The sequence below is a fragment of the Methylobacterium indicum genome, assembly GCF_001043895.1.
Classification (GTDB): domain Bacteria; phylum Pseudomonadota; class Alphaproteobacteria; order Rhizobiales; family Beijerinckiaceae; genus Methylobacterium; species Methylobacterium indicum.
The window spans coordinates 44,054-66,714 of record NZ_JTHF01000187.1 but is presented as its reverse complement, the minus strand read 5'-3'; the positions used below and the strand labels follow the sequence as shown (position 1 = coordinate 66,714).

The 22,661-nt window shown below is 68.1% G+C and carries 21 protein-coding genes and 1 pseudogene; 6 read left to right on the top strand and 16 right to left on the bottom strand.

Annotated elements, in window-relative coordinates:
- Window positions 1–252: 252 nt before the first annotated feature.
- A pseudogene (locus QR78_RS34310) lies at window positions 253–366 on the top strand (IS6 family transposase); the annotation flags it as partial.
- Between the two features lie 127 nt (window positions 367–493).
- On the opposite strand, the gene QR78_RS21935 reads toward QR78_RS34310, so the two are convergent.
- The 5 genes from QR78_RS21935 to QR78_RS21915 form a co-directional block, all read right to left on the bottom strand.
- Window positions 494–1,696, bottom strand: coding sequence for a pyridoxal phosphate-dependent aminotransferase (locus QR78_RS21935; protein ID WP_048429692.1), 1,203 nt, complete (start codon window positions 1,694–1,696; stop codon window positions 494–496).
- A gap of 53 nt (window positions 1,697–1,749) precedes the next feature.
- On the bottom strand, window positions 1,750–2,478 hold the full coding sequence (locus QR78_RS21930) for an amino acid ABC transporter ATP-binding protein (RefSeq protein WP_048429691.1): 729 nt from the start codon (window positions 2,476–2,478) through the stop codon (window positions 1,750–1,752).
- Window positions 2,475–3,194, bottom strand: a complete 720-nt coding sequence (locus QR78_RS21925) for an amino acid ABC transporter permease (protein WP_179945851.1) — start codon at window positions 3,192–3,194, stop codon at window positions 2,475–2,477. The genes QR78_RS21930 and QR78_RS21925 overlap by 4 nt, the downstream gene beginning before the upstream one ends.
- Before the next feature lie 2 nt (window positions 3,195–3,196).
- A complete protein-coding gene (locus QR78_RS21920) occupies window positions 3,197–3,892 on the bottom strand; it encodes an amino acid ABC transporter permease (protein ID WP_048429690.1) in 696 nt (231 codons plus the stop codon).
- A gap of 68 nt (window positions 3,893–3,960) precedes the next feature.
- Window positions 3,961–4,788, bottom strand: coding sequence for an ABC transporter substrate-binding protein (locus tag QR78_RS21915; protein WP_048429689.1), 828 nt, complete (start codon window positions 4,786–4,788; stop codon window positions 3,961–3,963).
- Window positions 4,789–5,013: 225 nt separating this feature from the next.
- Here QR78_RS21915 and QR78_RS21910 point away from each other — a divergent pair, with 225 nt between their 5' ends.
- The 3 genes from QR78_RS21910 (at window position 5,014) to QR78_RS21900 (ending at window position 7,551) form a co-directional block, all read left to right on the top strand.
- A complete protein-coding gene (locus QR78_RS21910) occupies window positions 5,014–5,769 on the top strand; it encodes an IclR family transcriptional regulator (RefSeq protein ID WP_048429688.1) in 756 nt (251 codons plus the stop codon).
- Between the two features lie 64 nt (window positions 5,770–5,833).
- Window positions 5,834–6,508, top strand: a complete 675-nt coding sequence (locus QR78_RS21905; protein ID WP_048429687.1) for an RraA family protein — start codon at window positions 5,834–5,836, stop codon at window positions 6,506–6,508.
- Window positions 6,508–7,551, top strand: coding sequence for an amidohydrolase family protein (locus QR78_RS21900; protein ID WP_048429686.1), 1,044 nt, complete (start codon window positions 6,508–6,510; stop codon window positions 7,549–7,551). The genes QR78_RS21905 and QR78_RS21900 overlap by 1 nt, the downstream gene beginning before the upstream one ends.
- 379 nt (window positions 7,552–7,930) lie before the next feature.
- On the opposite strand, the gene QR78_RS21895 is transcribed toward QR78_RS21900, so the two are convergent.
- From QR78_RS21895 to QR78_RS21885, 3 genes are read right to left on the bottom strand one after another with little or no spacing between them, the layout of a single operon-like run.
- On the bottom strand, window positions 7,931–8,671 hold the full coding sequence (locus tag QR78_RS21895) for an SDR family NAD(P)-dependent oxidoreductase (protein ID WP_048429685.1): 741 nt from the start codon (window positions 8,669–8,671) through the stop codon (window positions 7,931–7,933).
- Window positions 8,668–9,909 (bottom strand): ABC transporter substrate-binding protein, encoded by a 1,242-nt coding sequence (locus QR78_RS21890; protein ID WP_053221033.1) that lies wholly within the window; start codon window positions 9,907–9,909, stop codon window positions 8,668–8,670. The genes QR78_RS21895 and QR78_RS21890 overlap by 4 nt, the downstream gene beginning before the upstream one ends.
- 49 nt (window positions 9,910–9,958) lie before the next feature.
- Window positions 9,959–10,741, bottom strand: a complete 783-nt coding sequence (locus QR78_RS21885; RefSeq protein WP_202972716.1) for an acetoacetate decarboxylase family protein — start codon at window positions 10,739–10,741, stop codon at window positions 9,959–9,961.
- 179 nt (window positions 10,742–10,920) lie between these two features.
- Here QR78_RS21885 and QR78_RS21880 point away from each other — a divergent pair, with 179 nt between their 5' ends.
- Complete coding sequence (locus QR78_RS21880) at window positions 10,921–12,150, top strand: GntR family transcriptional regulator (RefSeq protein ID WP_158004064.1); 1,230 nt, start codon at window positions 10,921–10,923, stop codon at window positions 12,148–12,150.
- A gap of 42 nt (window positions 12,151–12,192) precedes the next feature.
- Here the strand turns inward: QR78_RS21880 and QR78_RS21875 are convergent, their stop codons facing one another.
- The 3 genes from QR78_RS21875 to pcaB form a co-directional block, all read right to left on the bottom strand.
- Window positions 12,193–13,620, bottom strand: a complete 1,428-nt coding sequence (locus QR78_RS21875; RefSeq protein ID WP_048429684.1) for a class II fumarate hydratase — start codon at window positions 13,618–13,620, stop codon at window positions 12,193–12,195.
- A gap of 73 nt (window positions 13,621–13,693) precedes the next feature.
- Window positions 13,694–15,031 carry a cation:dicarboxylate symporter family transporter gene (locus tag QR78_RS21870; RefSeq protein ID WP_082171500.1) on the bottom strand — a complete coding sequence of 446 codons (1,338 nt, stop codon included), beginning with the start codon at window positions 15,029–15,031 and terminating at the stop codon, window positions 13,694–13,696.
- Between the two features lie 107 nt (window positions 15,032–15,138).
- A complete protein-coding gene (gene pcaB / locus QR78_RS21865; protein ID WP_082171506.1) occupies window positions 15,139–16,500 on the bottom strand; it encodes a 3-carboxy-cis,cis-muconate cycloisomerase in 1,362 nt (453 codons plus the stop codon).
- Window positions 16,501–16,636: 136 nt separating this feature from the next.
- Here pcaB and QR78_RS21860 point away from each other — a divergent pair, with 136 nt between their 5' ends.
- Window positions 16,637–17,413 (top strand): GntR family transcriptional regulator, encoded by a 777-nt coding sequence (locus tag QR78_RS21860; protein WP_048429682.1) that lies wholly within the window; start codon window positions 16,637–16,639, stop codon window positions 17,411–17,413.
- A 149-nt stretch (window positions 17,414–17,562) separates the two neighbouring features.
- Here the strand turns inward: QR78_RS21860 and QR78_RS21855 are convergent, their stop codons facing one another.
- Genes QR78_RS21855 through QR78_RS21835 form a run of 5 tightly spaced genes read right to left on the bottom strand, consistent with a single transcriptional unit; the run spans window position 17,563 to window position 22,623 of the window.
- Window positions 17,563–18,522, bottom strand: a complete 960-nt coding sequence (locus QR78_RS21855) for an SMP-30/gluconolactonase/LRE family protein (RefSeq protein ID WP_048429681.1) — start codon at window positions 18,520–18,522, stop codon at window positions 17,563–17,565.
- Window positions 18,494–19,819 (bottom strand): MFS transporter, encoded by a 1,326-nt coding sequence (locus tag QR78_RS21850; protein WP_202972661.1) that lies wholly within the window; start codon window positions 19,817–19,819, stop codon window positions 18,494–18,496. The genes QR78_RS21855 and QR78_RS21850 overlap by 29 nt, the downstream gene beginning before the upstream one ends.
- A 26-nt stretch (window positions 19,820–19,845) precedes the next feature.
- Window positions 19,846–20,712, bottom strand: a complete 867-nt coding sequence (locus tag QR78_RS21845) for an ABC transporter permease (RefSeq protein WP_048429680.1) — start codon at window positions 20,710–20,712, stop codon at window positions 19,846–19,848.
- A 10-nt stretch (window positions 20,713–20,722) separates the two neighbouring features.
- A complete protein-coding gene (locus QR78_RS21840; protein ID WP_048429679.1) occupies window positions 20,723–21,550 on the bottom strand; it encodes an ABC transporter ATP-binding protein in 828 nt (275 codons plus the stop codon).
- Window positions 21,550–22,623, bottom strand: a complete 1,074-nt coding sequence (locus QR78_RS21835; protein ID WP_048429678.1) for an ABC transporter substrate-binding protein — start codon at window positions 22,621–22,623, stop codon at window positions 21,550–21,552. Before QR78_RS21835 ends, QR78_RS21840 begins: the two co-directional genes overlap by 1 nt.
- Window positions 22,624–22,661: the final 38 nt, after the last annotated feature.

Sequence of the window (22,661 nt, the reverse complement as noted above, 5' to 3'; positions counted from 1 at the left end):
ATTCATAGTCAAACAGGCTCTGACATTCGCCGCGTCGCTGGGCTCTCGCGTCAAGCGCGCTAGCGCCGACGGTCCATCTGCCTGTCAGGAATAGATCATTTTATTGACAGGCGGAGCCTTCCACCCACTGCTCTTAGGATGGCGGACACCTCAGGGATTCGCCTCGACGGCTCGAGAGGCCGCCGGAGGAGAGCCGGAAGCTTGCCCTTTGGGCAGGACCAAGATACGGGGACCCGTCAGGCGATGCACTGAGTGAGCGGGCCCCGCTCGTCTTACACGGCGCGGCGCACGATCGAGGGCTTCGAAGCGGTGCTGGGGCTGCGGAAGGGCTTCGGGTTCGCGGGCGCGCGGATTATAGGGGAGTAGAACCATCTGCTCGCCGCTTGCTTTGGCCTCCCCGTCGCGAACAATGCGTGAGAACGGGAGTGGGCAGCCCCTTCTGCATCCCGAGCCCGAGTTTGCGACACGCCCGTCGCGCGTAGTTCTCGGCGGGTCAGGCCAGGGAGGCGCAGAAGCGCTGGATGCGTCGGCACGCCTCCTCCAGCGTCTGGGTAGAGGCGGCGTAGGAGACGCGGAAATGGCCTGGCAAGCCGTAAGCGCCGCCATGCACGACGGCGACCGCTTCCGCGTCGAGCAGGGCGCCTACGACGTCCTCGTCCGTCGTCACGACCTGGCCCGACGGCGTCCGCTTGCCATAGAGCGCCTCGCAGGACGGGAAGACGTAGAACGCCCCTTCCGGGACGGGGCAGCGCAGGCCAGTCGCCTGGTTGAGCATCGACACCACGAGGTTGCGGCGCTCCTCGAAGGCCCGGCGGCGCAAAGCCAGGTCGTCCTGCGGACCGTCGAGCGCCGCGACCGCTGCCCATTGGGCGATCGAACAAGCGCCCGAGGTGAACTGACCTTGCACGGTGTCCATCGCCTTGATCAGCGGGCGCGGCCCGCCAGCATAGCCGATGCGCCAGCCCGTCATGGCGTAAGCCTTCGACACCCCGTTCACCGTCAGCGTACGGTTGTAAAGCTCCGGTGCGACCTGGGCGGGCGTCCAGAACGCCCCGCCGTCGTAAATCAGGTGCTCGTAGATGTCGTCGGACAGGATCCAGACCTGCGGATGGCGGGCGAGCACGGCGGTGAGGCGCGCGATCTCCTCCCGTCCATAGGCCGCCCCGCTCGGGTTCGACGGCGAATTGAGGATCAGCCACTTGGTCTTACGGGTGATCAGGGGTTCGAGCGTCTCGGCCGTCAGGCGAAAACCCCCCGCTGCGCGGGTAGGCGCGATCACCGGCGTACCGCCACACAGGGCCACGATCTCCGGATAGGAGACCCAGTACGGCGCCGGGACAATCACCTCGTCGCCCGGATTGACCGTGGCCACCATCGCGTTGGCGATGACCTGCTTGCCGCCGGTGCCAACGATGATTTGGTCGAGGCCGTAATCGAGCCCGTTTTCCCGCCGGAACTTGGCGCGGATTGCCTGACGCAGTTCGGGGATGCCGCCGACCGGGGTGTACTTGGTCCGGCCCTCGGCCATCGCGCGGCTCGCCGCGGCCTTGATGTGGTCGGGGGTGTCGAAGTCGGGCTCGCCCGAGCTCAGCGCGATCACGTCGCGCCCCTGCTCCGCGAGCGCACGTGCGCGCGCATTGGCGACGATGCTCGCCGAGGGCTTGATGCGGGAAAGTGCGTCGGACAGGAACGGCATCGGGGTGATCCAGGCAGCGCGAGAGCCGGACGGCCCGGCGCGCGGGAGGGCGGTCAGGCGTGGCGGATGTCGGAGACGAACTTCGTCGCCCGCGGGTGCTGGGGCCGGAGGAAGAAGTCCTCGGGCTTGGCGCGCTCCAGAACGGCGCCCGCATCCATGAAGATCACCCGGTCGGCGACCTCGCGGGCAAAGCCCATCTCGTGAGTGACGCAGACCATCGTCATGCCCTCGGCTGCGAGCTGCTTCATGACGGTGAGGACCTCGCCGACGAGCTCCGGGTCAAGGGCCGAGGTCGGCTCGTCGAACAGCATGACCGGCGGCTTCATGGCGAGCGCCCGGGCGATGGCGACGCGCTGCTGCTGGCCGCCCGAGAGCCGCGGCGGGAACTCGTCCGCCTTATGCGCGAGGCCGACCTTGTCCAGCAGGGCGAGGGCGGCCTCGCGCGCCGCCTTCTCGGGCATCCGGTGCACCCGCATCGGCGCGAGCATCACGTTGCGTGCCACGCTCAGGTGCGGGAATAGGTTGAACTGCTGAAATACGAAGCCGATGTGGCTGCGCAGCTCGTTCACGTCGATGCTGGGACCGTGGATGTCGCGCCCGTCGATCGCGATGCGACCGCCCTGGATCGGCTCCAGCCGGTTGACCGTCCGGATCAGGGTCGACTTGCCGGAGCCCGACGGCCCGCACACCACTACGACCTCCCCGGCGGCCACGGTCTCGCAGACATCCTTGAGGGCGTGGAAGCTGCCGTACCACTTCTCGACCTTGTCGAAGACGATCATGCCGCGCTCCCCGCTGCCACCGGAGCCTTGCGGCTCGCATCGATGCGCTTCTCGACCAGGCGCACGAGGCGGCTCAGCGAGAAGCAGATGATGAAATAGATCGCCGCCAGAATCAGGTAGACCTGCAGCGGCTTGGTCATCAGCTGCGCGTTGATCTGATAAGCGGAGTAGGTCAGCTCGCTGACGCTGATGATGTATGCGACCGAGGTGTTCTTCACCAGCGAGATGAACTGGTTGAGGATGCTCGGGATGGCGTTGAACAGGGCCTGGGGCAGGATCACGTCGCGGAGCGTCTGGGACGCGCTCAGCCCGAGCGAGCGAGACGCCTCGGTCTGCCCCTTCGGCAGGGCGAGGATCGCGGCGCGGACCACCTCGGCGAGGTAGGCGGTCTCGTACACTACGAGGGCGCAGATCACCGTGGTGAGCGCCGAGACCGTGCGGCCGATGATCAGCGGGACGACGAAGTAGGCCCAGAAGATCAGCATCAGGAGCGGCAGCGCCCGCACGAGGGTGACGAAGGCGGTGCAGGTCCAGGCGATCGCGGGGTGGTGGCTGGTGCGGCCGACCCCGATCAGCACCGAGAGCGGGAACGACACTGTGAGGCCGGTCACCGCCAGGATGAGCGTGAGCGCGAGCCCGCCGATCGGGCCGTCCGGGAACTGCCCGACCGCCAGCAGCAGGCCGTAATCGCGCAGTATGTCGAGGATGTCCTGCATCGTCAGTGTCCCGCGGCGCGGAGATTGCGGCGGTCCGCCCAGGCGCCCAGCGCCATGATGGCGAAGGACAGCGTGACGTAGAACAGCGAGGCGATCGCGAAGGTCTCGAAGGTGCGGTAGGTCTCGTTCTCGACCTGGCGCGAGGTATAGGTCATCTCGGCGACACCGACCGCCATGGCGAGGCTGGTGGCCTTGAACAACGAGAGCGACTGGTTGACGAGGGCCGGCAGGGCGGCGCGGACGGCTTGCGGCAGCAGCACGTCGCGCATCGTCTGCAGGTAGCTGAGACCCAAAGCCCGCCCGGCCTCCATCTGCGCGGGCGGCAGCGCTCGCAGGCCGCTGCGCATGTCCTCCGACATGTAGGCCGCCGCGTTCAGGAACAGCGCGATCATGGCGAAGATGAATTCGCTGTTGTGCGAATTGACCCAGCGCGTCAACGGCTCCGGCAGGAGCTGCGGTACCGCGAAGTACCAGACGAAGATCTGGACCAGCATCGGGATGTTGCGGTGATAAGCGACGAAGCCGGCGACGGCCCAGCGGGCTCCGCGGAACGGGGCCGAGCCGATCGCCACTAGGACGGCCGCGCTCGCGAAGGCCAGAACCCACGAGGACAAGAACAGTGCGGCCGAGGTCGCGGCGCCCCACAGGATCCAGTGCGCGTATTGGGGCGTCAGCACCGCCCCGAAATCGAGATGCATAGCCGAGCCTCAACCCCATGCCCCGGGACGCCAGCCTCCCGCATGCGAGGCCCGCGTGCGAAAAGCCCTCACTCGAAGGCGGAGATCGGCGTCAGCTTCTTCTCGCGCGGCAGGTTGTACTTGGACTTCGGCCCGTACCACTTGGTCCAAAGCGCGTCGATCTCGCCGGCAGCCTCCATATCCTCCATGGCCTTGTTGACCGCCGCGAGCAGCGCCGGCTCGTCCTTCTTCACGCCGAGGGCGGTCGCCTCGTAGGCGAGGGGCTCGTCCACGAAGCGGAACTTGCCGCCAGTCTCGTTGACGTAGCGTACAGCGGAGGGCGCCGCGAGGGCGAGCCCGTCGACCTTGCCCTGCTGCAGCGCCAGGAATGCCGCCGGCGGATCCTGGAAGGTCACGACCTCGGCTTCGGTCCGGCGGCGGGCGTAGAGTTCCGGCGTCGAGCCCTTGTTGGCGCTGATCTTGCGGCCCTTGAAGTCGGACAGCTTGTTCAACCCCGAATCGACCCGCACGATGAGCTTGATCGGCACCTGGTAGTGCGCGGCCGTGAAGGCGATCTGCTGCGCACGCTCCTTGGTGTAGCCGAGAGCGGCGGCGATCAGGTCGACTCGGCCGAGCGCGAGTTCCGGGATCCGCGCCTCTACCGACACCGAGCGCAGGTCGAGTGACACGCCGAGATGCTTGGCGATGGCCGCGCAGGTGTCGACGTCGAAACCGACCGTCTTGCGCGTCGCCAGGTCCTGGAAGCCGAGGGGCTCGGACGAGTTCAGGGTCGCGCAAACCAGGCTGCCCCGCGCCTTCATGTCGGCGAGCCGGTCGGCCCAGGCCGGAGCCGCGGCGAGGAGCGAGAGAGCGAGCGCGGCCAGCCCGGTCCGGCGCGACAGGAACATCGATGTCATGAGCCTCTCCTCATTGCGGCATGTTTCATAACTGCATTATGAAAACGAATGACGCAAGGCCTTTCCATGCCGGCTCGTGGGACGGGGTGCATGGATCGGGCCGGATCCGGCATCTTCCGGTTGCCGCTTTTTTCATAATCTGATTATGATATGATCCGAGAGCCGACCCACTGTCGAGGGGGCCGCTCGGCGAGCGCGATTCCGAACGGCGCTGAGTGAGGATGGATGGCAACGACCAGGACCGAACCCGAGCCCGACTCTGCGCCCGACCGCTCCGTCTCGGCGGCAGAACGCACGATGACGATTCTCAATGCCTTCCTGAGCCACGAGAAGCCGCTCTCGCTGCCCGAGCTCGAAGCCTCCACCGGGCTCTTCAAGAGCGTGATCCTCCGCTACATGATCACGCTCGTCCGCGAGAACATGGTTCGGAAGAACCAGGACGGCACCTATCAGCTCGGCATCAAGGTGGTTCAGCTCGCCGCCGTCTACGAGCATTCGGTCGATCATCTCGGCATCATCAAGCCGTCGCTGGAGCGGCTGGTCGCCGCCAGCGGTGAGACCGCCTCGTTCTACGTACGGGAGGGCGACACGCGCGTCTGCCTCTTCCGGCACAACTCGCCGCACAGCCTGCGGGTGAGCCTGCGCCAGGGCGACACCAGCCCTTTCGACGAGACGTCGACGGGGCAGGTCCTGCAGCATGCCGAGCGCTCGCCGAGGATTGAGGGCAGCTACATCCGCCAGACCTCCGGCCTGGTCGACCCGCTCACCACGTCGATCTCGGTTCCGGTCTTTGGCGTGCGCGAGGCGCTCGTCGGCGCCCTGACGCTGTCGGGGCCGATCGGCCGCTTCGAGCCGTCCGATGAACGGGTCCGCAGCCTCCTCGTTGATGAAGCCGCCCAGCTCTCCTGCGCTTTCGGATCGTCCCGGCACTACGCGCAACATGGAGCCGAACAGGGCGCTGCACCGCACCGCGCAAATTGACCGCCCGGTGAAAGTCCGCGCGAGGCGGGCTCTCTCTACCTCCCCCGCCTGAACGAGGTTTGATATGCTCGGTTTCCGCATTCGCAAGCGTCGCCGCGCCGTCGGCGAGGATCTCGTCGCACAGTTCCGCGCGCTTCCGGTCGCCAATATCAGCGATTCGATGGCCCGAATGAGCGCCGCCGGGTCCCGGCTGCGCCCGATGCACCGCAGCGGCGTGATGGCGGGGCCCGCGCTCACGGTCAGGACGCGGCCGGGCGACAACCTGATGATCCACGCCGCCCTCGACCTCGCCGCGCCCGGCGACATCGTGGTGGTCGATGGCGGCGGCGACCTCACCAACGCGCTGATCGGTGAGTTGATGGTCGCCTATGCCCGCACGCGCGGGATCGGCGGGTTCGTGCTGAACGGAGCGATCCGCGACGTGGCCTGGATCGCCGAGCGCGACTTCCCGGTCTACGCAGCCGGCGTCACCCATCGCGGCCCCTACAAGGATGGTCCGGGCGAGATCAACGTGCCGGTCGCCATCGACGGCATGGTGATCGAGCCGGGCGACCTCGTGATCGGCGACGCGGACGGCCTCGTCTGTGTTCCCTTCGACGAAGCCGAGGCGGTGTACCGGGCGGCGCAGGAGAAGCACCGGGCCGAGGAGGAGATGATGCGGGCGATCGAGGAGCGCCGCTACGACCGCGCCTGGGTCGGGACGGCGCTGACGCGGCTCGGCTGCGAGGTGGAAGCCTGATGGCGACGCGCCGGATCCACGCTCCCGTCCGCCCCGACTGGCTCGGCCTGACCCGCGAAGCGGCGATTGAGCCGGATCTGCCTATCGTCGATTGCCACCACCACCTCTGGGACCGGCCGGAGGGCCAGCGCTACCTGTTCCTCGACCTGCTCGCCGATATGGAGGCCGGGCACGACGTCCGTGCCACGGTGTTCGTGCAGAGCCGCTCGATGTACCGGCCCGATCTGGCGCCCGAGTTCCAGCCGGTCGGCGAGGTCGAGTTCGCGAACGGCGTCGCCGCGCAGGCGGCGAGCGGTCTCTATGGTCGTCGCCATGCCTGTGCGGGCATCGTCGGCTTCGCCGACATGATGCTCGGTGAGCGGATCGTTCCGGTGCTCGAGGCGCTGCTGCGTGCCGGCGGCGGCCGGCTGCGGGGCATCCGCAACCAGACCGCCTATCACCCGGACCCGGCGATCACTTCGAACCCGGTGCCACCGACGCCTGGGCTCCTGGCGCATCCCCTGTTCGCCGAAGCCGGTCGGCTTTTGCCGCGGTTCGGGCTGACGCTCGATGCGTTCTGCTATCACACGCAACTCGACGAGGTATGCGCGCTCGCCGATGCGTGCCCGGACACGACCATCATCCTCGACCATTGCGGTGGTCCCCTTGGGATGGGCGCCTATCGAGGTCGGCGCGACGAAGTTCATGACAATTGGTCGACTCGGATGCGGCGCGTCGCCGAACGTCCGAATGTCCGGCTGAAGCTCGGCGGCCTGGCGATGCGGGTCAACGGCTACGACTTCGATGACGCCCCGCGACCCCCGACCTCGGACGAACTCGTCCGGGCCTGGTCGCCGTGGATCCTTCCGTGCATAGACTGGTTCGGGCCGCAGCGCTGCATGTTCGAGAGCAACTTTCCCGTCGACAAGGGAATGGTTGGGTACGTGCCACTCTGGAACGCGTTCAAGCTGATGACCGCTGACCTTTCACCCGATGATCGCATGGGCCTCTTCTATCGCAATGCAATTGATTTATATAATTTGTCAGTTTTGCAATATGATTAGGTATTAAATATTACTATTACATCAAAATATAATAAAATTACAGCTTTCGACCTAGTCTTGAAACGGAGTTCGAGAGTGTCGCTTGGTTCCATCAGCGCACGCTAGTATTGTGATCAGCGGAACTTAGTCCGTTAGGGTCAGAACCCAATCGGCCTGACCATACGGGAGTCTACTTTCGACCAAAACCATGAATGAATCCGCGGATTACGCACTAGCTTAGGATTTACTAGGCTGACGCCGAGCAGCGATGCCGGCTCTATACGCGAAGCTTGCGCGAATGAATGCAACGGCTGCAGCGGAGACGGCGAAGCATGAAGGCCCGGTGTCGGGCTACGAGCAGCCATTCGGGCCACCCGGATCGCAGGTCTGCTCTTGGCGCTCACAGGACGCTGGCTGCGGCGTCGACCGTAAGGGCGGCTCCATTCACATGCGCGGCTTCATCGGACAGGAGGAACGCGACAACGTTCGCAACGTCGGCGGGCTTGCCGTAAGTAGGCTGTCCCGCCCTCCGGATCGCGCCACCGGAACTGAGGGCCTGCGCGTCGAGCGAGTGAATCATGCGGGTGTCGATCGGTCCGGGCAGGACGGCGTTCACCCGAACGCCCGTCCCCTGGACGTCGAGCGCCGCCACCCGGGTCAGCCCGAGAACGGCATGCTTGGCGGCCACGTATCCCGCGAGGCCGGCACGGCCCCGGATCGCGGAGGTGGAGGCGATGGTGACTATCGACCCGGCGCCGCGCTGGCGCATCCGGCCGAGAACATGCTTCAGGCCCAGGAACGTACCCTTGGCGTTGACGGCGAGAACCCGGTCGAAGACGTCGTCCGGGTATTCGTCGATCGGAGCGACGACACCCTCGATGCCCGCATTGCTGACGAAGGCCGTGATTGGTCCGAGATCGCCTTCGACGGCCGCGACGCAGGCGGCGAATCCGGCGCTGTCGGAGACGTCCGTCCTGACGAATAAGGCGCGCCGGCCCGCGGCCTCGACCAGCCGCGCGGTCTCCGTGCCCGAAGCGGGATCGTGGTCGGCCAGCGCGATCGCGGCGCCGTCCCGGGCGAGCCGGAGAGCGATGGCGCGTCCGAGGCCACCCCCGCCGCCGGTGACGAGCGCGACGCTCATGCCTTGACCATCGGGCAGCCGCCCTCGCCGAGCGGACGCCACACGACGTCGGCCGGGATCGACTGCACGACCTTGTAGTAATCCCACGGGTATTTCGAGTCGGCCGGGCTCTTCACCTCGAACAGGTACATCGGATGGAGCTTGCGGCCGTCGGGCCGGATCGAGCCCTTGCCGAACAGGGGATCATCGGTCGGCATCTCCTTCATCCGGGAGACGACGGCCCGGCCGTCGGCCGCGCTGCCGAGCGATTGGACGGCGCGCAGGTAGTGCAGGGCCGAAGCATAGGCGCCGGCATGCAGTGCGCTCGGGTAGCGGTCGCGGTTTCTCGGGACGAATCGCTTCGTCCAGGCCCGGGTTCCCTCGTTCAGATCCCAGTAGAAGGCCTCGGTGAATTGCAGCCCCTTCGCCGTCTCGAGACCGAGGGAGTGGACGTCGGTGATGTAGAGGACCGTCGCCACGAGCTTCTGCACACCCACCGGAATGCCGAACTCGACCGCCTGCTTGATCGAGTTGATCGTGTCGCCCCCGGCGTTGATCAGACCGACGACCTGGGCTCCCGAGGCCTGTGCTTGCAGCAGGAAGGACGAGAAATCGGGCGTGTTGATCGGGGTCCGCACGCCGCCGATGACCTTGCCGCCGCTCCGCTCGACCACGCGCCGGACATCCCCCTCCATCGCGTGACCGAAGGCGTAGTCGGCCGTGAGGGTGAACCACGAGCGCGCCCCGGAGGCGACGACCGCCGTCGCGGCGCCGGTCGCGAGCGCGTAGGTGTCGTAGGTCCAGTGGATCGTGTTCGGCGAGCAGGCCTTGCCGGTCAGGTCGGAGGAAGACGGGCCCGAGGCCAGCATCACCTTGTTCTTGTCGCGCACCACGCTGCCGACCGCCAGGGCGACGGCCGAGTTCGGGACGTCGGTGATGACGTCGACCCCATCCTGATCGATCCATTTGCGGGCGATCGCCGCGGCAACGTCGGCCTTGTTCTGGTGATCGGCGCTGAGGATCTCGACGGGCAGCGAGGGACCGGCACCGAGATCCTCCGTGGCCAGCTGCGTGGCAAGAACCGAGCCCTGGCCCGTGCAATCCGCGTAGAGGCTGGACATGTCGGTCAGGACGCCGATCCTGACCGGACGCACCGGTTCGGCCCTGAGGCGGGTCGATCCCAGGACCGCCGCGCCGACGCCGCCGGCTAGGAAAATCCTGCGGCCGATCCGGCGCGCACTGAAGGCCGTCGATGGCATCGTATCCTCTCCCATGGTGATCGATCCGTGCGCGGGGACGGCGCGGGCGTTACGGGATCAAGCGCTTGAGCAGGCGCCGGTCCTCGACCGCAAAGCCGCCGCCATAGACATCGGACACCATGAACTGCGCCGACAGGATCTCGGGCTCCAGCGCTGCGATCGGATCGAAGGCGGAGGCGTTCAGCGTCATCTCGGCCCGCCCGGGGCGTGGCTCGGAATAGGCGAGGGGCGTGCGCCGATAGACGATGTCGGCATAGGCCGTCTCCAAACGCTCCGGATGCGGGAGGCGCCGGACGTGGATCTCGCCGCCCGGCTGCTCGTCGGCGTCGACGAGGCGCACGACCGGCGCGTCGGGATCGGGTGTGAACCGGAACTCCGCGAGCGGACCGCCACGGCGGTCGACCCGGCCGGAGATCGATCCGTCCGGAGCCTCGTCGAACGCGTAGGTGCAATCCTTCTTGGTATAGCCGAAAAGCTCGCGCCCGGCCGCGATCCCCATCGGGTCGCTGCAATACATGTAGAGATGCGTCTGGGTGAACAATCCTTCGTAGCGGACAGCGACCGTCACCATGAGGTCGAACATGCGCCCTTGATGAAGCGACAGGGTGTGCCCCGGCGAGGCCATGAAGCGGAAGGCGACCCGGTCGTTGACGAGCTCGAACGGCGTGTCGGCAAGGAGGGCGGCGACCTTTACCCGATCGACCCGGGTCATGACCTCGACGGTCCGCAGCGCGCATTCCCATTCGACCGGATAGGCCGGCGCATATTGCGGATTGACGCCGCTGTTTGGATGCATGTCGTAATCGCCGAACATCTTCTTGACGTCGTACACGGTGACCTCCTGGGTTTCGCTGCGGCGCTCGCGGCGATGATCGTCAGGTTCCGCTGTGAAGGATGAATGGGCATGGCGACCGTGCCGCCGAATCAGCCCGACGATCTACGCTTCAGGCCTGCAACCGGGGGCCGGCAGCGCTTGCCGGCCCGTGTGGCGTGTCGTGGCCGGGAGCATCCATGCTGCGTCGGACCGCTCTCCGACGACGGGCAGCCCCGACGTTTCGTCCCTTTTCGGCTGGTTCGGGTCGGCAGACCGGCCTTGAAGCCTCGCCTATCGCCCTTGTTAGAGCGTACACTGCATCCAGTGTACATTGGAGTCAACCGCCGTCACCGGGTTCCGACGCCATCGCGTCGCCCCGCGGCCGTTCCCGGGAGAAGGGTATGACGATCGACCGGAGACCGGCACGGGACGAGGCGGACCGGCGGGCGCCGCTCGTCACATCATCCGCGGTCTCGCTGCAGGACCGGATCTACGCCCACCTCAAGGCAGGGATCGCGGAAGGCCGCATCCGGCCGGGGACTCGCCTGCTCGAGTCGCAGCTTGCCCGGACATTCGGCGTCAGCCGCTCGCCGGCCCGCGGCGCCCTGAATGCCCTGGCGGCGGAGCGGCTCGTCTCAGAGGACGGGGCGCGTGGCTACAGGGTCGGGGGCATCGCTGCAGCCGGGGAGGGGGATGATGCGGCACCACCGCTCGACCCTGCGCCGATGGCGCATCAGCGCCGATGGGAAACCCTGTACGGCGCGGTGGAGCAGGAACTCTACGGACAGATCCTGTTTCACTCGGTCCGGGTCAACGACCTGCGGCTCGCGCAGCATTACGGCGTGAGCCGGACGGTGACGCGCGACCTCCTTGCCCGCATGGACGGCGTCGGCCTCGTCACCAAGGATGCCGCCGGGCGCTGGGTGGCCCGCCGGGTGACGCCGCAGCGGATCCGCAATCTCTACGCGCTGCGCCGGCTGCTCGAACCGGTCTTGCTGGCCGAGGCCGCGCCGCGCATTCCGATGGCCCTCCTCCGGCAGGCGAAGGCGCATATCGAGGCGACGCTGGCCCGGCCCGCGATCGACGGCGAGGATTTCGACCGGGCCGAGACCGATTTGCATCGGGATCTTCTCGGCCATTCGGGGAACGACGAGCTGATTCACGCCCTCAAGCCAACGCATTTCCTGTTCGGTCCGACGCGGCACCTGATCGACCCGATCCTCGGAATCCCGATGCACAAGATCGAGCATGCCCTACACGAGCACCTCGCCATCTTGGATCATCTGCTCGACGGCGATGCGCGCGGGGCGGCCCTGCTCCTGGAGCGGCATCTCGCCGAGGCTATCGACCGGTGGCTCGGCCGGTTCGAGGTCGCGGCAACCCTCGGTATCGTCGCCTGCCCGGATTACCTGACCCCGTCGGAGTAGAAGGCGAGGCCGCCTTTCGGATCCGCAAGGCGTCCCGCCGCTTCACACGTCCCGATCCTGGCGCGTACCGGCGCCGGGCAAGGCCATCGCTGCCGGATCGACGAGGCGGTCGTACTCCTCAGCCGTCGCGAAGCCCAGGGCGATCGCCGCCGCGCGCGGGGTCACCCCCTCGCTCATGGCCGTCCGGGTGATCGCGGCGACGCGGTCGTAGCCGAGGATCGGGTTGAGCGCCGTTGCGAGCAGCAGGGCGTTCGCCACGTTGTCGGCAAGGCGGTCCCGATCGACATCGAGGTCCCGCACCAGCCGCAGGGCGAAGACGCAGGCGCCGTCCGCCAGCACCCGGATCGATTGCAGCAGGTTGTGGATCAGGACCGGCTTGGCGACGTTCAGCTCGAAGGTCCCGGAGGCACCCGCCGCCGTGACCGTGGCGTGGTTGCCGATGACCTGGAAGGCGGCCTGCACCAGCGCCTCGGCGACCGTCGCGTTGCGCTTGCCCGGCATGATCGACGACGACAGGCCGTCGTCGGGGATCACGAGCTCGCCGAGGCCGCAGCGCGGCCCGGAGCCGAGCAACCGGATGTCGTTGGCGATCTTGATGACTGAGACCGCCAGCACGTTGAGGGCGCCCGAGACCTCGACCAGGGCGTCATGGGCGCCCATCCCCTCGAACTTGCTCGGGTTGGGGACGACGGGAAGCCCCGAGAGGGCCGCGACCTCCGCGCAGAAGGCCTCGTCGAATCCCGTCGGCGCGTTGAGGCCGGACCCGACGGCGGTTCCGCCCTGTGCGAGGCGGTGGAGGCGCGGAGCCACGGCCTCGACGCGCTCGATCCCCGATCCGATCTGCGCCGCGAAGGCGCGGAATGCCTGCCCGACTGTCATCGGTACCGCGTCCATGAGGTGGGTCCGACCGATCTTCACCACGTCGTCGAAGGCCACCGCCTTCGCGGCCAGGGTGTCGCGCAAGAGGTGAAGCGCCGGCATCAGCCGGTCGCGCAGCTCCAGTGCGGTGCAGAGGTGCATCACGGTCGGGAAGCTGTCGTTCGAGGACTGGGACCGGTTCACGTGGTCGTTAGGGTGGACCGGGCTGCGCGTCCCCAGGGCCTGGCCGAGGTGCTCGTTGGCGCGGTTGGCGATGACCTCGTTGGCGTTCATGTTGGTCTGGGTGCCGGAACCGGTCTGCCAGACCACGAGGGGAAAGTGGCTGTCGAACCCGCCCTCCCACACCTCGCGAGACGCCGCCTCGATCGGGTCGGCGAGAGACGGATCCAGCAGCCCGAGGCGGCGGTTGGCGCGGGCCGCGGCGAGCTTCTGCAGGCCGAAGGCCCGCACGAGGCAGACCGGCAGGCGTTCCTCTCCGATCGCGAAGACCCCGAGCGCGCGCTGCGTCTGCGCGCCCCAGTAGCGGTCGGCCGGGATCTCGACCGGGCCGAAGGCATCGTTCTCGATCCGGATGGGCGACGGCTCGGTCATGGCGCAAGGCTCTTCGAGGAAACGGATATTCGTCGGCGTATGGGGGAGGGCCCGCGGGCCTTTCCGGCGTCGGTCAGGGGGATACGGCGCGCTCCGCCTGCAGACGCGCCATCGCCTCTTCCGCCATGCGGGGGTCGAACTCCCCAGCGAGCTTGGCGGTGACGACCGTGGCGACGCTGTTGCCGATCACGTTGGTGGTGGCGATGGCGATCGACATGAACCGGTAGACGCCGAACAGGATCGGCAGCCCCTCCAGCGGCAGAACGCCGGTCGCCGCCACCGTCGCGGCGAAGACCACGAAGCTGCCGCCCGACACGGTCGCCGCGCCCTTCGAGGTGAGCAGCATCACGGCCAGGATGCCGAGCTGCTGGCCGAGATCGAGCGGCACGTGATAGGCATTGGCCAGGAAGATCACGCCCATCGACATGTAGATCGACGTGCCGTCGAGGTTGAAGGCGTAGCCGGTGGGCAGAACGAGACCGACCGATTGCCGCGAGCAGCCATAGGTCGGCAGCTTCTCGAGGAGACGCGGCAGCACGCTCTCGGAGGAGGCGGTGCCGAGCACGATGAAGATCTCCTCCCTGATGAAGGCGAGGAAGCGGAACAGGTTGATCTTGAACAGGGCCGAGATCGCCCCGAGTATGATCACGATGAATGCAATCACCACGGCATAGAAGCTCAGCACGAGGTAGATCAGCGAGAGCAGTACGCTCGTGCCGCTCGACCCGACCGCGAAGGCGACAGCCCCGAAGGTGCCGAGCGGCGCGCACCACATGATCAGGTGGATGAACTCGAAGAACGCGTCCGAGATCGTGTTGAGGCCGCGTTCGATCGGCTGACGCTTTTCGGGGGGTAGGTGCAGGAGGGCCGCCCCGAAGATCAGCGCGATCACCAGGACCTGGAGCAACTCGCCGCGGGCGAAGGCGCCGATGAAGTTGTCGGGGAAGACGTTGAGGATGAAGTCGAGCGTCGAGTGCGGCGCGCCGGCTCCAGTCGGGGCCTTACCGTGCGCGAGGGTGGCCTTGGTCGTTTCCGCCATGCCCTGGCCGACACCGAGCAGGTTGCCGGCGAGCAGGCCCACCGCCAGCGCGAAGGTCGAGACGATCTCGAAGTAGAGCATCGCGATCAGCCCGACCTTGCCGACACGCTTGAAGTCGCCCGCCGAGGTCACGCCGACGACGACGCAGAGGAAGACCAGCGGCGCGACCGCCGTCTTGATCAGCCGCAGGAAGATATCGCCGAGGATCTTCAGCTGCGCGGCGAAGCTCGGGAACAGGAAGCCGACGGCGGCGCCGAGCACCATCGCGACGATGATCTGGAAACCGAGATTCTTCCAGATTGACGGGCGTGGCCGCGCCGCGGACGAGGGCGGGGGGTGCAGGCCGGCAGGCGTGGTGACGGTCGTCGACATCGTTTCCTCCGGAAGGGGACGAGGGCCGTGACCACGCGCTCTTGGTATTGCCGCGGGGGCGTTCGCCCCCGCGTTGCGGCGCATGCGGTCGTCGTAGGGTGGGGGTGTCAGCGGCCGCGCGGCGCCGAGGCGAGGACGCGGTCGACCATCTGCGGCGCGGCGCCGAGGTAGTTCGCCGGGTCGGTCAGGTGGTCGATCGCCGCCCGATCGAAGTGCGCGGTGACCTCCGGCACGGCGGCGAGCGCCTCGGCCAGGGTGCCGCCGTGCTCGTTCACGACGCGGCAGGCCGCGTAGACGAGGTCGTGCGCGGCCTGGCGGCCGGTATGGGGGGCGAGCGCCATCATCACCGCCTCGGCGACGATCAGGCCGCGGCTGAGGCCGAGGTTCCGGCGCATCTGTGCCTCGTCGACGATCAGGCCGCCCAGGGCGAACTTCGCTTGGTGCAGGGCGCCTGCCGTCAGCACGAAGCTCTCGGGGATCGCCATCCACTCGGCGTGCCAGGGGCCGGTCGCGCGCTCGAAATCCTGCACCATGGCGTCGAGCATCAGCCCGGCCTGCTGGCGCACGCCCTTGGAGGCGGCGAGCATCAGCTCGGACGAGATCGGGTTGCGCTTCTGCGGCATGGTTGAGGAGGCGCCGCGCCCGGTGACGAAGGGCTCGTAGACCTCGGCGAACTCGGTCGAGGCCATGATCATCACGTCGAGGGCGATCTTGCCGAGCGACCCGGTGATGAGGGCGAGCAGGTTGACCACCTCGGCGAAGCCGTCGCGGGCGACGTGCCAGGTCGAGACCGGCACGCCGAGGCCGAGCTCGCGGCAGAGCGCCTCCTGCACGGCGAGGCCGCTCTCGCCGAGGGAGGCCAGGGTTCCCGCCGCCCCGGCGAAGGATCCGACGAGCACTCGGGGGCGGGCTTGCGCGAGGCGCTCGGCGTGGCGGTCGAGGGCGGCGAGCCAGATCGCGGTCTTGTAGCCGAAGGTGACGGGCAGGGCCTGCTGCAGGTGGGTGCGGCCCGCCATCGGGGTGTCGCGGTGGCGGCGCGACAGGTCGGCCAGGATGGTGCGCAGGGCATCGATGTCGGCCGAGACGAGATCGAGGCCGGCGCGGATCTGGAGCACGTTGGCCGTGTCCATGATGTCCTGGGTGGTCGCCCCCCAGTGGACGAAGCGGCCCGCCTCGCCGCATTGCTTCACCAGCTGGTGGACCAGCGGCAGGATGGGGTAGCCGACATTGTCGGTCTCGTGGCGGAGCAGGTCGAAGTCGAGCGCCTCGAAGCTGCAGCGCGCGGCGATGTCATCGGCGGCCTCCGCTGGGATGACGCCGCAGGCCGCCTCGGCCTTGGCCAGCGCCACCTCGACCTCGATGTATCGCCGGATCAGAGCATGGTCGGAGAAGATCGCGCGCATCGCGGGGGTGCCGAATGCGTCGCGGAACAGGAGCGAGTCGATGACGGTGGCGGCGGGTGCAGGAATCGGGCGGCTCACGGCATCCTCCGGCCGCTCCAGGAACGGCGTCATTATGTACGAACATTAAAATGCATATTTTATGTCCGGACATGATGTCAAGGGAGCGGGCGCGCGGCGGCGTGCGGCGATGCGGGAAGCACTGATGAGCGGGACGTTGTGGGCGCAGGTTGCGCAGGATCTGAAAGCTGGGATCGCCACGGGCCGCTATCCGGTCGGCTCACTGCTGCCGACCGAGCTGGAGCTGTGCGAGCATTACGGGATGAGCCGCCACACGGTGCGCACCGCGATCCGTCAGTTGCAGGATCAGGGCCTCGTCTCGCGCAACAAGAAGGCGGGGACGCGGGTCGAGGCGGTGGAACCGACGACCGGCTACCGGCAGTCCCTCGCGTCCCTGGAGGACCTGATCCAGTTCGGCGCCGCGACGATCCGCGTGGTCCAGGAGACGGCGCACGTCACGGCGGATGCGGGCCTAACTGCGGAGATCGGGTGCGAGGAGGGGGCGCGCTGGTTCCGGATCTCGAGCCTGCGCCTGAACAGCGAGCCGGGCGCGCCCCCGGTCAGCTGGACCGACGTGTACATCGACCCGCTCTACGCCGACCTCGGCGAGGTTGCCCGGGTCACGCCGGAGGTTTTGATCACAACGCTGATCGAGCAGCGCTACGGCCGGCTTTGCGCGGAGATCCGGCAATCCGTCGACGCCGTCGCCCTGCCGGCCGCCCGGGCGGCGGCGTTGCAGGCGCAGGCCGACGCGCCCGCGCTCCGTATCGTGCGCCACTACGTCGACGAGAAGGGCGAGATCTTCGAGATGTCCTCGACGATCCACCCGGCGGGACGGTTCACGGTCTCGCAGCGGCTGCGCCGCATGAACGGAAGCGGGACCGCCGCGGATGCGGTCCTCGCCGAGGCCGCAGGGCGTTAAGCGCGGCAAGCCGCCCGGTCGGGCTCACCTCTGCGCTCCGCTCCCGCGTATCGACCGGACGTCGACCCGGTCCTGCCGATCGACCGTGACGACCGCCGGCCTCGCGATCGTCAGGCTCGCCCGGGCCCGACACCGGGTCGGGATCGCGATCACGCCCCCTTGCCGCCCGGACGGACGGCACCGTTGCGATCGGCGTGGGAGAACATCGGCCGCCCGGGCCGGTCGAGCCGTGCCGCCAGGATCGAGCCGCTGCCGCTCTCGGTGATGTAGAGCGTGCACCCGTCGGCACCGCCGAAGGCGACGTTGGTGGTGTGCGCCTCCGCGCAGGTGCGGATGCGGTAGACCGGCTCGCCCATGGCGTCGACGACCCAGACCGCCCCCATGCCGACATGGGCGATGAACAGCCGGCCGTCGACGTCGAGGGCGAGCCCGTCCGGCCCGCCCCAGCCGCCCGAGAGCTGGACGTAGATCCCGACCTTGGCGACCCCTCCATCCGGGCTCAGCGGCACGCGCCAGACGCAGTTGCCGCGGGTCACGGCGAGGTAGACCATCGACTCGGAGAGGTTCATCACCAGGCCGTTGGGGCTCGGCACGTTCGAGAGCAGGCATTCGAGTCGGCCGGCGGCGGAGAGGCGAAACAGCCGGCCGGTCGGGTCGTGCAGCCCGGTCAGGCCCTGGTCGGTGAAGTAGAGGTCGCCGTTGCTGGCGAAGAACAGGTCGTTGCAGCCCTTGAACGGCGCCAGGCCAGCACGGGTGAGGAAGGGTCGGACACGGCCGTTGACCGGGTCCATCTCCATGATGCCGTGCTTGTAGTCGGCGATGAAGATGCGGCCGTCCTCGTGGAACTTCAGGCCGTTGGGCCAGCCGTCATACTCGGCCGCGACGTGGAAGGTCCCGTCCGGCGTGATCCGGTAGACCCGGCCGTTCGGCAGGTCGACGCACCACAGGGTGCCGTCGCGGTCGATCGACGGTCCCTCGAGCAGCGAGGTGGCTGGGCCACCCTGCGGCTGGTAGCGCGCCCACTCGTTGTCGGGGGCGGCCCGCCGGTACTCGTCGGGCAGCCTCGCGAACACCGTCGTCTCAAGGTCTCTCGGCGGCTGGAAGAACATGCACCGGTCCCGGGTTGGCAGGGAGGGAAGGGCAGAGGGAAGGGGAATGCGCGCCGATCGGGTGGCGGGCGAGGAGGAAGACCGAGGCGGCGCCGATGAGGAGCAGGCCGCCCGCCACCAGGAAGGCCGCATCGAAGCTGCCGGTCGCCTGGACCACGTAGCCGGTCACGATCGGCGCCAGGATGCCGAAGACGTTGCCGCCAAGGATGAGGAGCCCCGTCGCGCGCCCGGCATCGGCGGAGGAGGCGATGAGGTCGCCGACGAGGGCGATGTTGAGAGCGACCGTCGAGGCGACGCCGCCGAGCGCGACCATGATCAGAAGGAGCACCAGAGGGACGCTCGACGTCACCGGCGCGAGCAGGATGACGGCGCCGGCGAGCATCGCGAAGGCGGCGACGTGGCGACGTTCGCCCGAGGCCGCCGCCGCGGCGTCGAGGCGCGCATCGCTGAAGCGTCCGACGAGGGTCGTCAGGATGACCGCGCCGAGATAGGGGATCGCCATCATGGCGCCGCTCTTGAGCATCGGCATCCCGCGCTCGGTCTGGAAGTAGTTGGGCAGCCAGGTCAGGAACAGGTACTGGGTGTAGACGGCGCAGCCCTGCGTCAGCATCAGCCCCAGCATGGCCCGCGAGGCGAGAAGCCGGCCGAGGGAGGAGGGCGCCGCCGCGGGCGCCGCCGCGTCCGGCTCGCGCTCGCCGAGGATCAGGTCGCGCTCGCGGGGATCGAGCCAGCCCGCCCTCTCGGGGCGGCGATACCAGACGAGCCAGGCGGCGAGCCACACGAACCCGGCGGCGCCGCAGGCCAGGAATGCCGCGCGCCAGCCCGCCGCCTCGACGAGCCAGGCGAGCGCGATCCCGCCGATTGCCGGCCCGAAATACGCTCCGGCGTTGAAAATCGCCGCGAACAGGGCCCGCTCCGAGCGCGGGATCCATTCGCGGATCACCCGGCCGGCCGCCGGATAGGTCGTCGACTCGCCGATTCCCATGGCGATGCGCGCGACGATGAGGCCGCCGAGCCCGGAGGCGAGAGCGGTGAGAGCGGTGGCGGCCGACCACAGCCCGATCCCGGCGGCGTTCACCACCCGCGAGCCGAAGCGGTCGACCAGCATCCCCATCGGAACCAGGCAGAGGACGTAGAGCCACAGGAAGGACGAGAACAGGTAGCCGAGCTCGACCGGCGTGATGCCGAATTCCCGCGTGATCGACGTCGCTGAGACCGAGAGCACGACGCGATCGACGTAATTGATGGTCGCCAGCGCGAACATCAGGACGTAGATCCAGATCCGGCGTCTCGGCATCAGCGTCTCCCCCTCGTTGTCCCGGCTCATCGGCCCTGGTGGCGCGGCTGCCAGCGCAGCAGGTAGCTCTGCATGCGCTGGATTCCCGCCGAGAGGGCGATGCCCACGATCATCAGCACGAACACCGCGACCATCATGCCGGCGGCTTCGCCGCGCGCTTCCGACTCGATGATCAGGCGTCCGATCCCGAACTCCGCGCCGATGAACTCGCCGACGATGACGCCGATCAACGCGAACGAGACCGCCGGCGTCAGGGAGGCGAAGACCCAGGCCATCGTCGAGGGAATGATGACGGTCCGGGTGATCTGCCACTCCGAGGCGCCGAGCAGCCGCGAGGCGTTGACGTAGTCGGGATCGACCGAGCGCGCGCCCTCGAAGGTGTTGAAGAACACCAGGAACACCACGACGATCCACGACGTCGCGATCTTCGAGGCGTCGCCGATGCCGAAGGCCAGGATGATGATCGGGGCGAGCGCGATCCGGGGGATCGAGTTGACCGCGGTGACGAAGGGCGAGGCGATCTCGGCCAGGCGCGGCGAACGGCCGAGCAGCAGGCCGAGCACGACGCCGCTCGTCACGCCGGTCAGGAAGCCGAAGAACGTATTGCGCAGGGTGACGAAGGTCGCGAACCACAAATTGTTCTCGTAGCGCGCGGTGCAGGCCGAGAAGGCGGTCCCGCCGGGCATCGCCAACTCGCCGGGCTTCGGCTGCAGGCAGCTCAGACGCAGGAACTGCTCGAAGATCTCGGAGGGGCGCGACACGAAGTAGGGATCGAACAGGTCCGGCACCGCCCAGGGCGCGTAGGGCTTGAGGCTCCAGGCCCATTGCCACAGGGCGAGCAGCACGGCGACGATCGCGACCTGCCAGGCGAGGGTGGAGAGCGGCCGGCTCATGGCAAGAGTCTCATGACTTGCGCGCCTTCTTGAACTCCTCGCCGAGCGCGTGCCAGATCCGTGAGAACAGGGCAGCGTATTCGGGCGTCTCGCGCATCGCGACACCATCGCGCGGACGCGGGAACGGCACCTCGAAACAGTCCTTGATCCGCCCCGGCCGGGCGGAAAACAGGATGATCCGGTCCGACAGGGTGAGCGCCTCGCCGAGATCGTGGGTGACGAACAGCACCGTCTGCTTCTCCCGCTCCCAGATCTTGAGCAGCACGTCGTGCATGTCGAGCTTGGTGTGGGTGTCGAGGGCGCCGAACGGCTCGTCCATCAGCAGGATCTCGGGCTCGCGCACGAGCGTGCGCATCAGCGAGGCGCGCTGGCGCATGCCGCCGGAGAGCGAGGCCGGATAGGCCGCCTCGAAACCGGTGAGCCCGACCCGGGCCACCGCCCGGGCGACGCGCTCGTGCCGCTCCGCCTTTGACAGCCCTGCGAGTTCCAGGCCGTAGCCGATGTTGTCGGCCACGGTCCGCCAGGGAAACAGCGTGTCCTTCTGGTAGACGTAGCCGACCTGCGGCGTGGTCCGGCCCGGCACGACGGCCTTGCCGTCGATCAGGATCGAGCCGCCGGTCGGGGCGAGCAGCGTCGCGATCATGTTGAGCACCGTGCTCTTGCCGGAGCCCGAGGGACCGAGCAGCGACACGAACTCGCCCTGGCGCACGGTGAACGAGACGTCCTCGACCGCGTCGATCCGCCGGCCGTGTAGGGCGAAGGACTTTGAGAGGCCGCGCACGTCGACGCGCACGGGGGCGAGCGCCGCTTGAGCCGGGGGTTCGGCGAGGGCCAGCATCACGCCGGGTACTTCGCGGCGGCGGCCTCGGCGAAGCGCGCCGCGTAGACGGCGTCGAGCGGCAGCTTCTGCACGCCGGTCATCTCGCGGAACCACACCTTGGCGCCGCGGTCGAACGCCGCTTGGTCGATCAGCCCGGCCGGGTTGCCGACTGCCTTGGTCGCCTTGATCTCGATCAGGTTCGACTCGCGCGAGGTCGAGCCGACGAAGGGCTCGATGGTGCCGTAGATCTCCTCGGGATCGTGCTTGTCGATCCACTGCCCGGCGCGCATCACGGCGTTGGTCCAGGCCTGGACCAGGGCTGGATCGCGGTCGATGCGCGCCTGCAGGCAGTAATTCACCGTCACCGGCACCGTGCCGCCGATCACCGTGTCCCAGTTGCGCGGGTCCGAGCCGTCGTAGAGCAGCTTGCCGTAGCCCTGGCGCTCGACCTCGCCGACGAGCGAGTAGGTGTTGATGAGGACGTCGACCTGCTTCGTCTTCAGCGAGCCGAGCATCGTGTCGACGTTGCCGACTCCGAGCCAGGTGACCATGCCGTCATAGCCGAGCTTTTCCAGGAAGTAGGTCGACCAGACGTGGGTCGTGCCGCCGATCGAGGAGACGCCGACGAGGGGCTTTCGCCCGTCCGGGCGCTTCCAGGCGACGAACTTGGCGAGGTCGGTGATGCCCTGCGCGTAGAGGTCGGCCCGGATCATGAACTGCAGGCCGGCCGCGATGCGGTCGACCGCGGTGAGCGCCTTGCACGGGCGCCCCTTATTCGTCAGCAGCATCGGGTGGACGAAGTCAGCGAGCGCGAAATCGCCCTGGCCCGAGGCGATGATCTCCCGGGTCTTCACGCCCGACCCACCCTGGACGAGGCGACTGTCGAGTCCTTCATCCTTGAAGTAGCCGAGGCCTTGGGCGGCGAACAACACCATGTAGCTGCAGGTCGCGACCGGATAGATGCCCTTGGCGGCGCTCGCGGCGCGAGCTGCGCGCGAGCCGGCGAGCGCCGCACTCGCGCCGAGCGCCGTCACCACATGGCGTCGGGTCAGGACGGACACCTTCGGCAGGGACGTCAGAGGGGACGTCATGGCTCGCGGTCTCCCGGATCGAGAGTGGAAGGGATTGC

What these genes read in the sequence shown, in the direction of transcription:
- QR78_RS21890 (WP_053221033.1), bottom strand. Translation starts at nt 9,909, where the DNA reads ATGCCATCGACGGCCTTCAGTGCGCGCCGGATCGGCCGCAGGATTTTC.
- QR78_RS21895 (WP_048429685.1), bottom strand. Translation starts at nt 8,671, where the DNA reads ATGAGCGTCGCGCTCGTCACCGGCGGCGGGGGTGGCCTCGGACGCGCC.
- QR78_RS21855 (WP_048429681.1), bottom strand. Translation starts at nt 18,522, where the DNA reads ATGTTCTTCCAGCCGCCGAGAGACCTTGAGACGACGGTGTTCGCGAGG.
- QR78_RS21880 (WP_158004064.1), top strand. Translation starts at nt 10,921, where the DNA reads ATGCTGCGTCGGACCGCTCTCCGACGACGGGCAGCCCCGACGTTTCGT.
- QR78_RS21935 (WP_048429692.1), bottom strand. Translation starts at nt 1,696, where the DNA reads ATGCCGTTCCTGTCCGACGCACTTTCCCGCATCAAGCCCTCGGCGAGC.
- QR78_RS21920 (WP_048429690.1), bottom strand. Translation starts at nt 3,892, where the DNA reads ATGCATCTCGATTTCGGGGCGGTGCTGACGCCCCAATACGCGCACTGG.
- QR78_RS21845 (WP_048429680.1), bottom strand. Translation starts at nt 20,712, where the DNA reads ATGAGCCGGCCGCTCTCCACCCTCGCCTGGCAGGTCGCGATCGTCGCC.
- QR78_RS21930 (WP_048429691.1), bottom strand. Translation starts at nt 2,478, where the DNA reads ATGATCGTCTTCGACAAGGTCGAGAAGTGGTACGGCAGCTTCCACGCC.
- QR78_RS21870 (WP_082171500.1), bottom strand. Translation starts at nt 15,031, where the DNA reads ATGTCGACGACCGTCACCACGCCTGCCGGCCTGCACCCCCCGCCCTCG.
- QR78_RS21925 (WP_179945851.1), bottom strand. Translation starts at nt 3,194, where the DNA reads ATGCAGGACATCCTCGACATACTGCGCGATTACGGCCTGCTGCTGGCG.
- QR78_RS21910 (WP_048429688.1), top strand. Translation starts at nt 5,014, where the DNA reads ATGGCAACGACCAGGACCGAACCCGAGCCCGACTCTGCGCCCGACCGC.
- QR78_RS21915 (WP_048429689.1), bottom strand. Translation starts at nt 4,788, where the DNA reads ATGACATCGATGTTCCTGTCGCGCCGGACCGGGCTGGCCGCGCTCGCT.
- QR78_RS21875 (WP_048429684.1), bottom strand. Translation starts at nt 13,620, where the DNA reads ATGACCGAGCCGTCGCCCATCCGGATCGAGAACGATGCCTTCGGCCCG.
- QR78_RS21840 (WP_048429679.1), bottom strand. Translation starts at nt 21,550, where the DNA reads ATGCTGGCCCTCGCCGAACCCCCGGCTCAAGCGGCGCTCGCCCCCGTG.
- QR78_RS21900 (WP_048429686.1), top strand. Translation starts at nt 6,508, where the DNA reads ATGGCGACGCGCCGGATCCACGCTCCCGTCCGCCCCGACTGGCTCGGC.
- QR78_RS21835 (WP_048429678.1), bottom strand. Translation starts at nt 22,623, where the DNA reads ATGACGTCCCCTCTGACGTCCCTGCCGAAGGTGTCCGTCCTGACCCGA.
- QR78_RS21905 (WP_048429687.1), top strand. Translation starts at nt 5,834, where the DNA reads ATGCTCGGTTTCCGCATTCGCAAGCGTCGCCGCGCCGTCGGCGAGGAT.
- QR78_RS21850 (WP_202972661.1), bottom strand. Translation starts at nt 19,819, where the DNA reads ATGCCGAGACGCCGGATCTGGATCTACGTCCTGATGTTCGCGCTGGCG.
- QR78_RS21860 (WP_048429682.1), top strand. Translation starts at nt 16,637, where the DNA reads ATGAGCGGGACGTTGTGGGCGCAGGTTGCGCAGGATCTGAAAGCTGGG.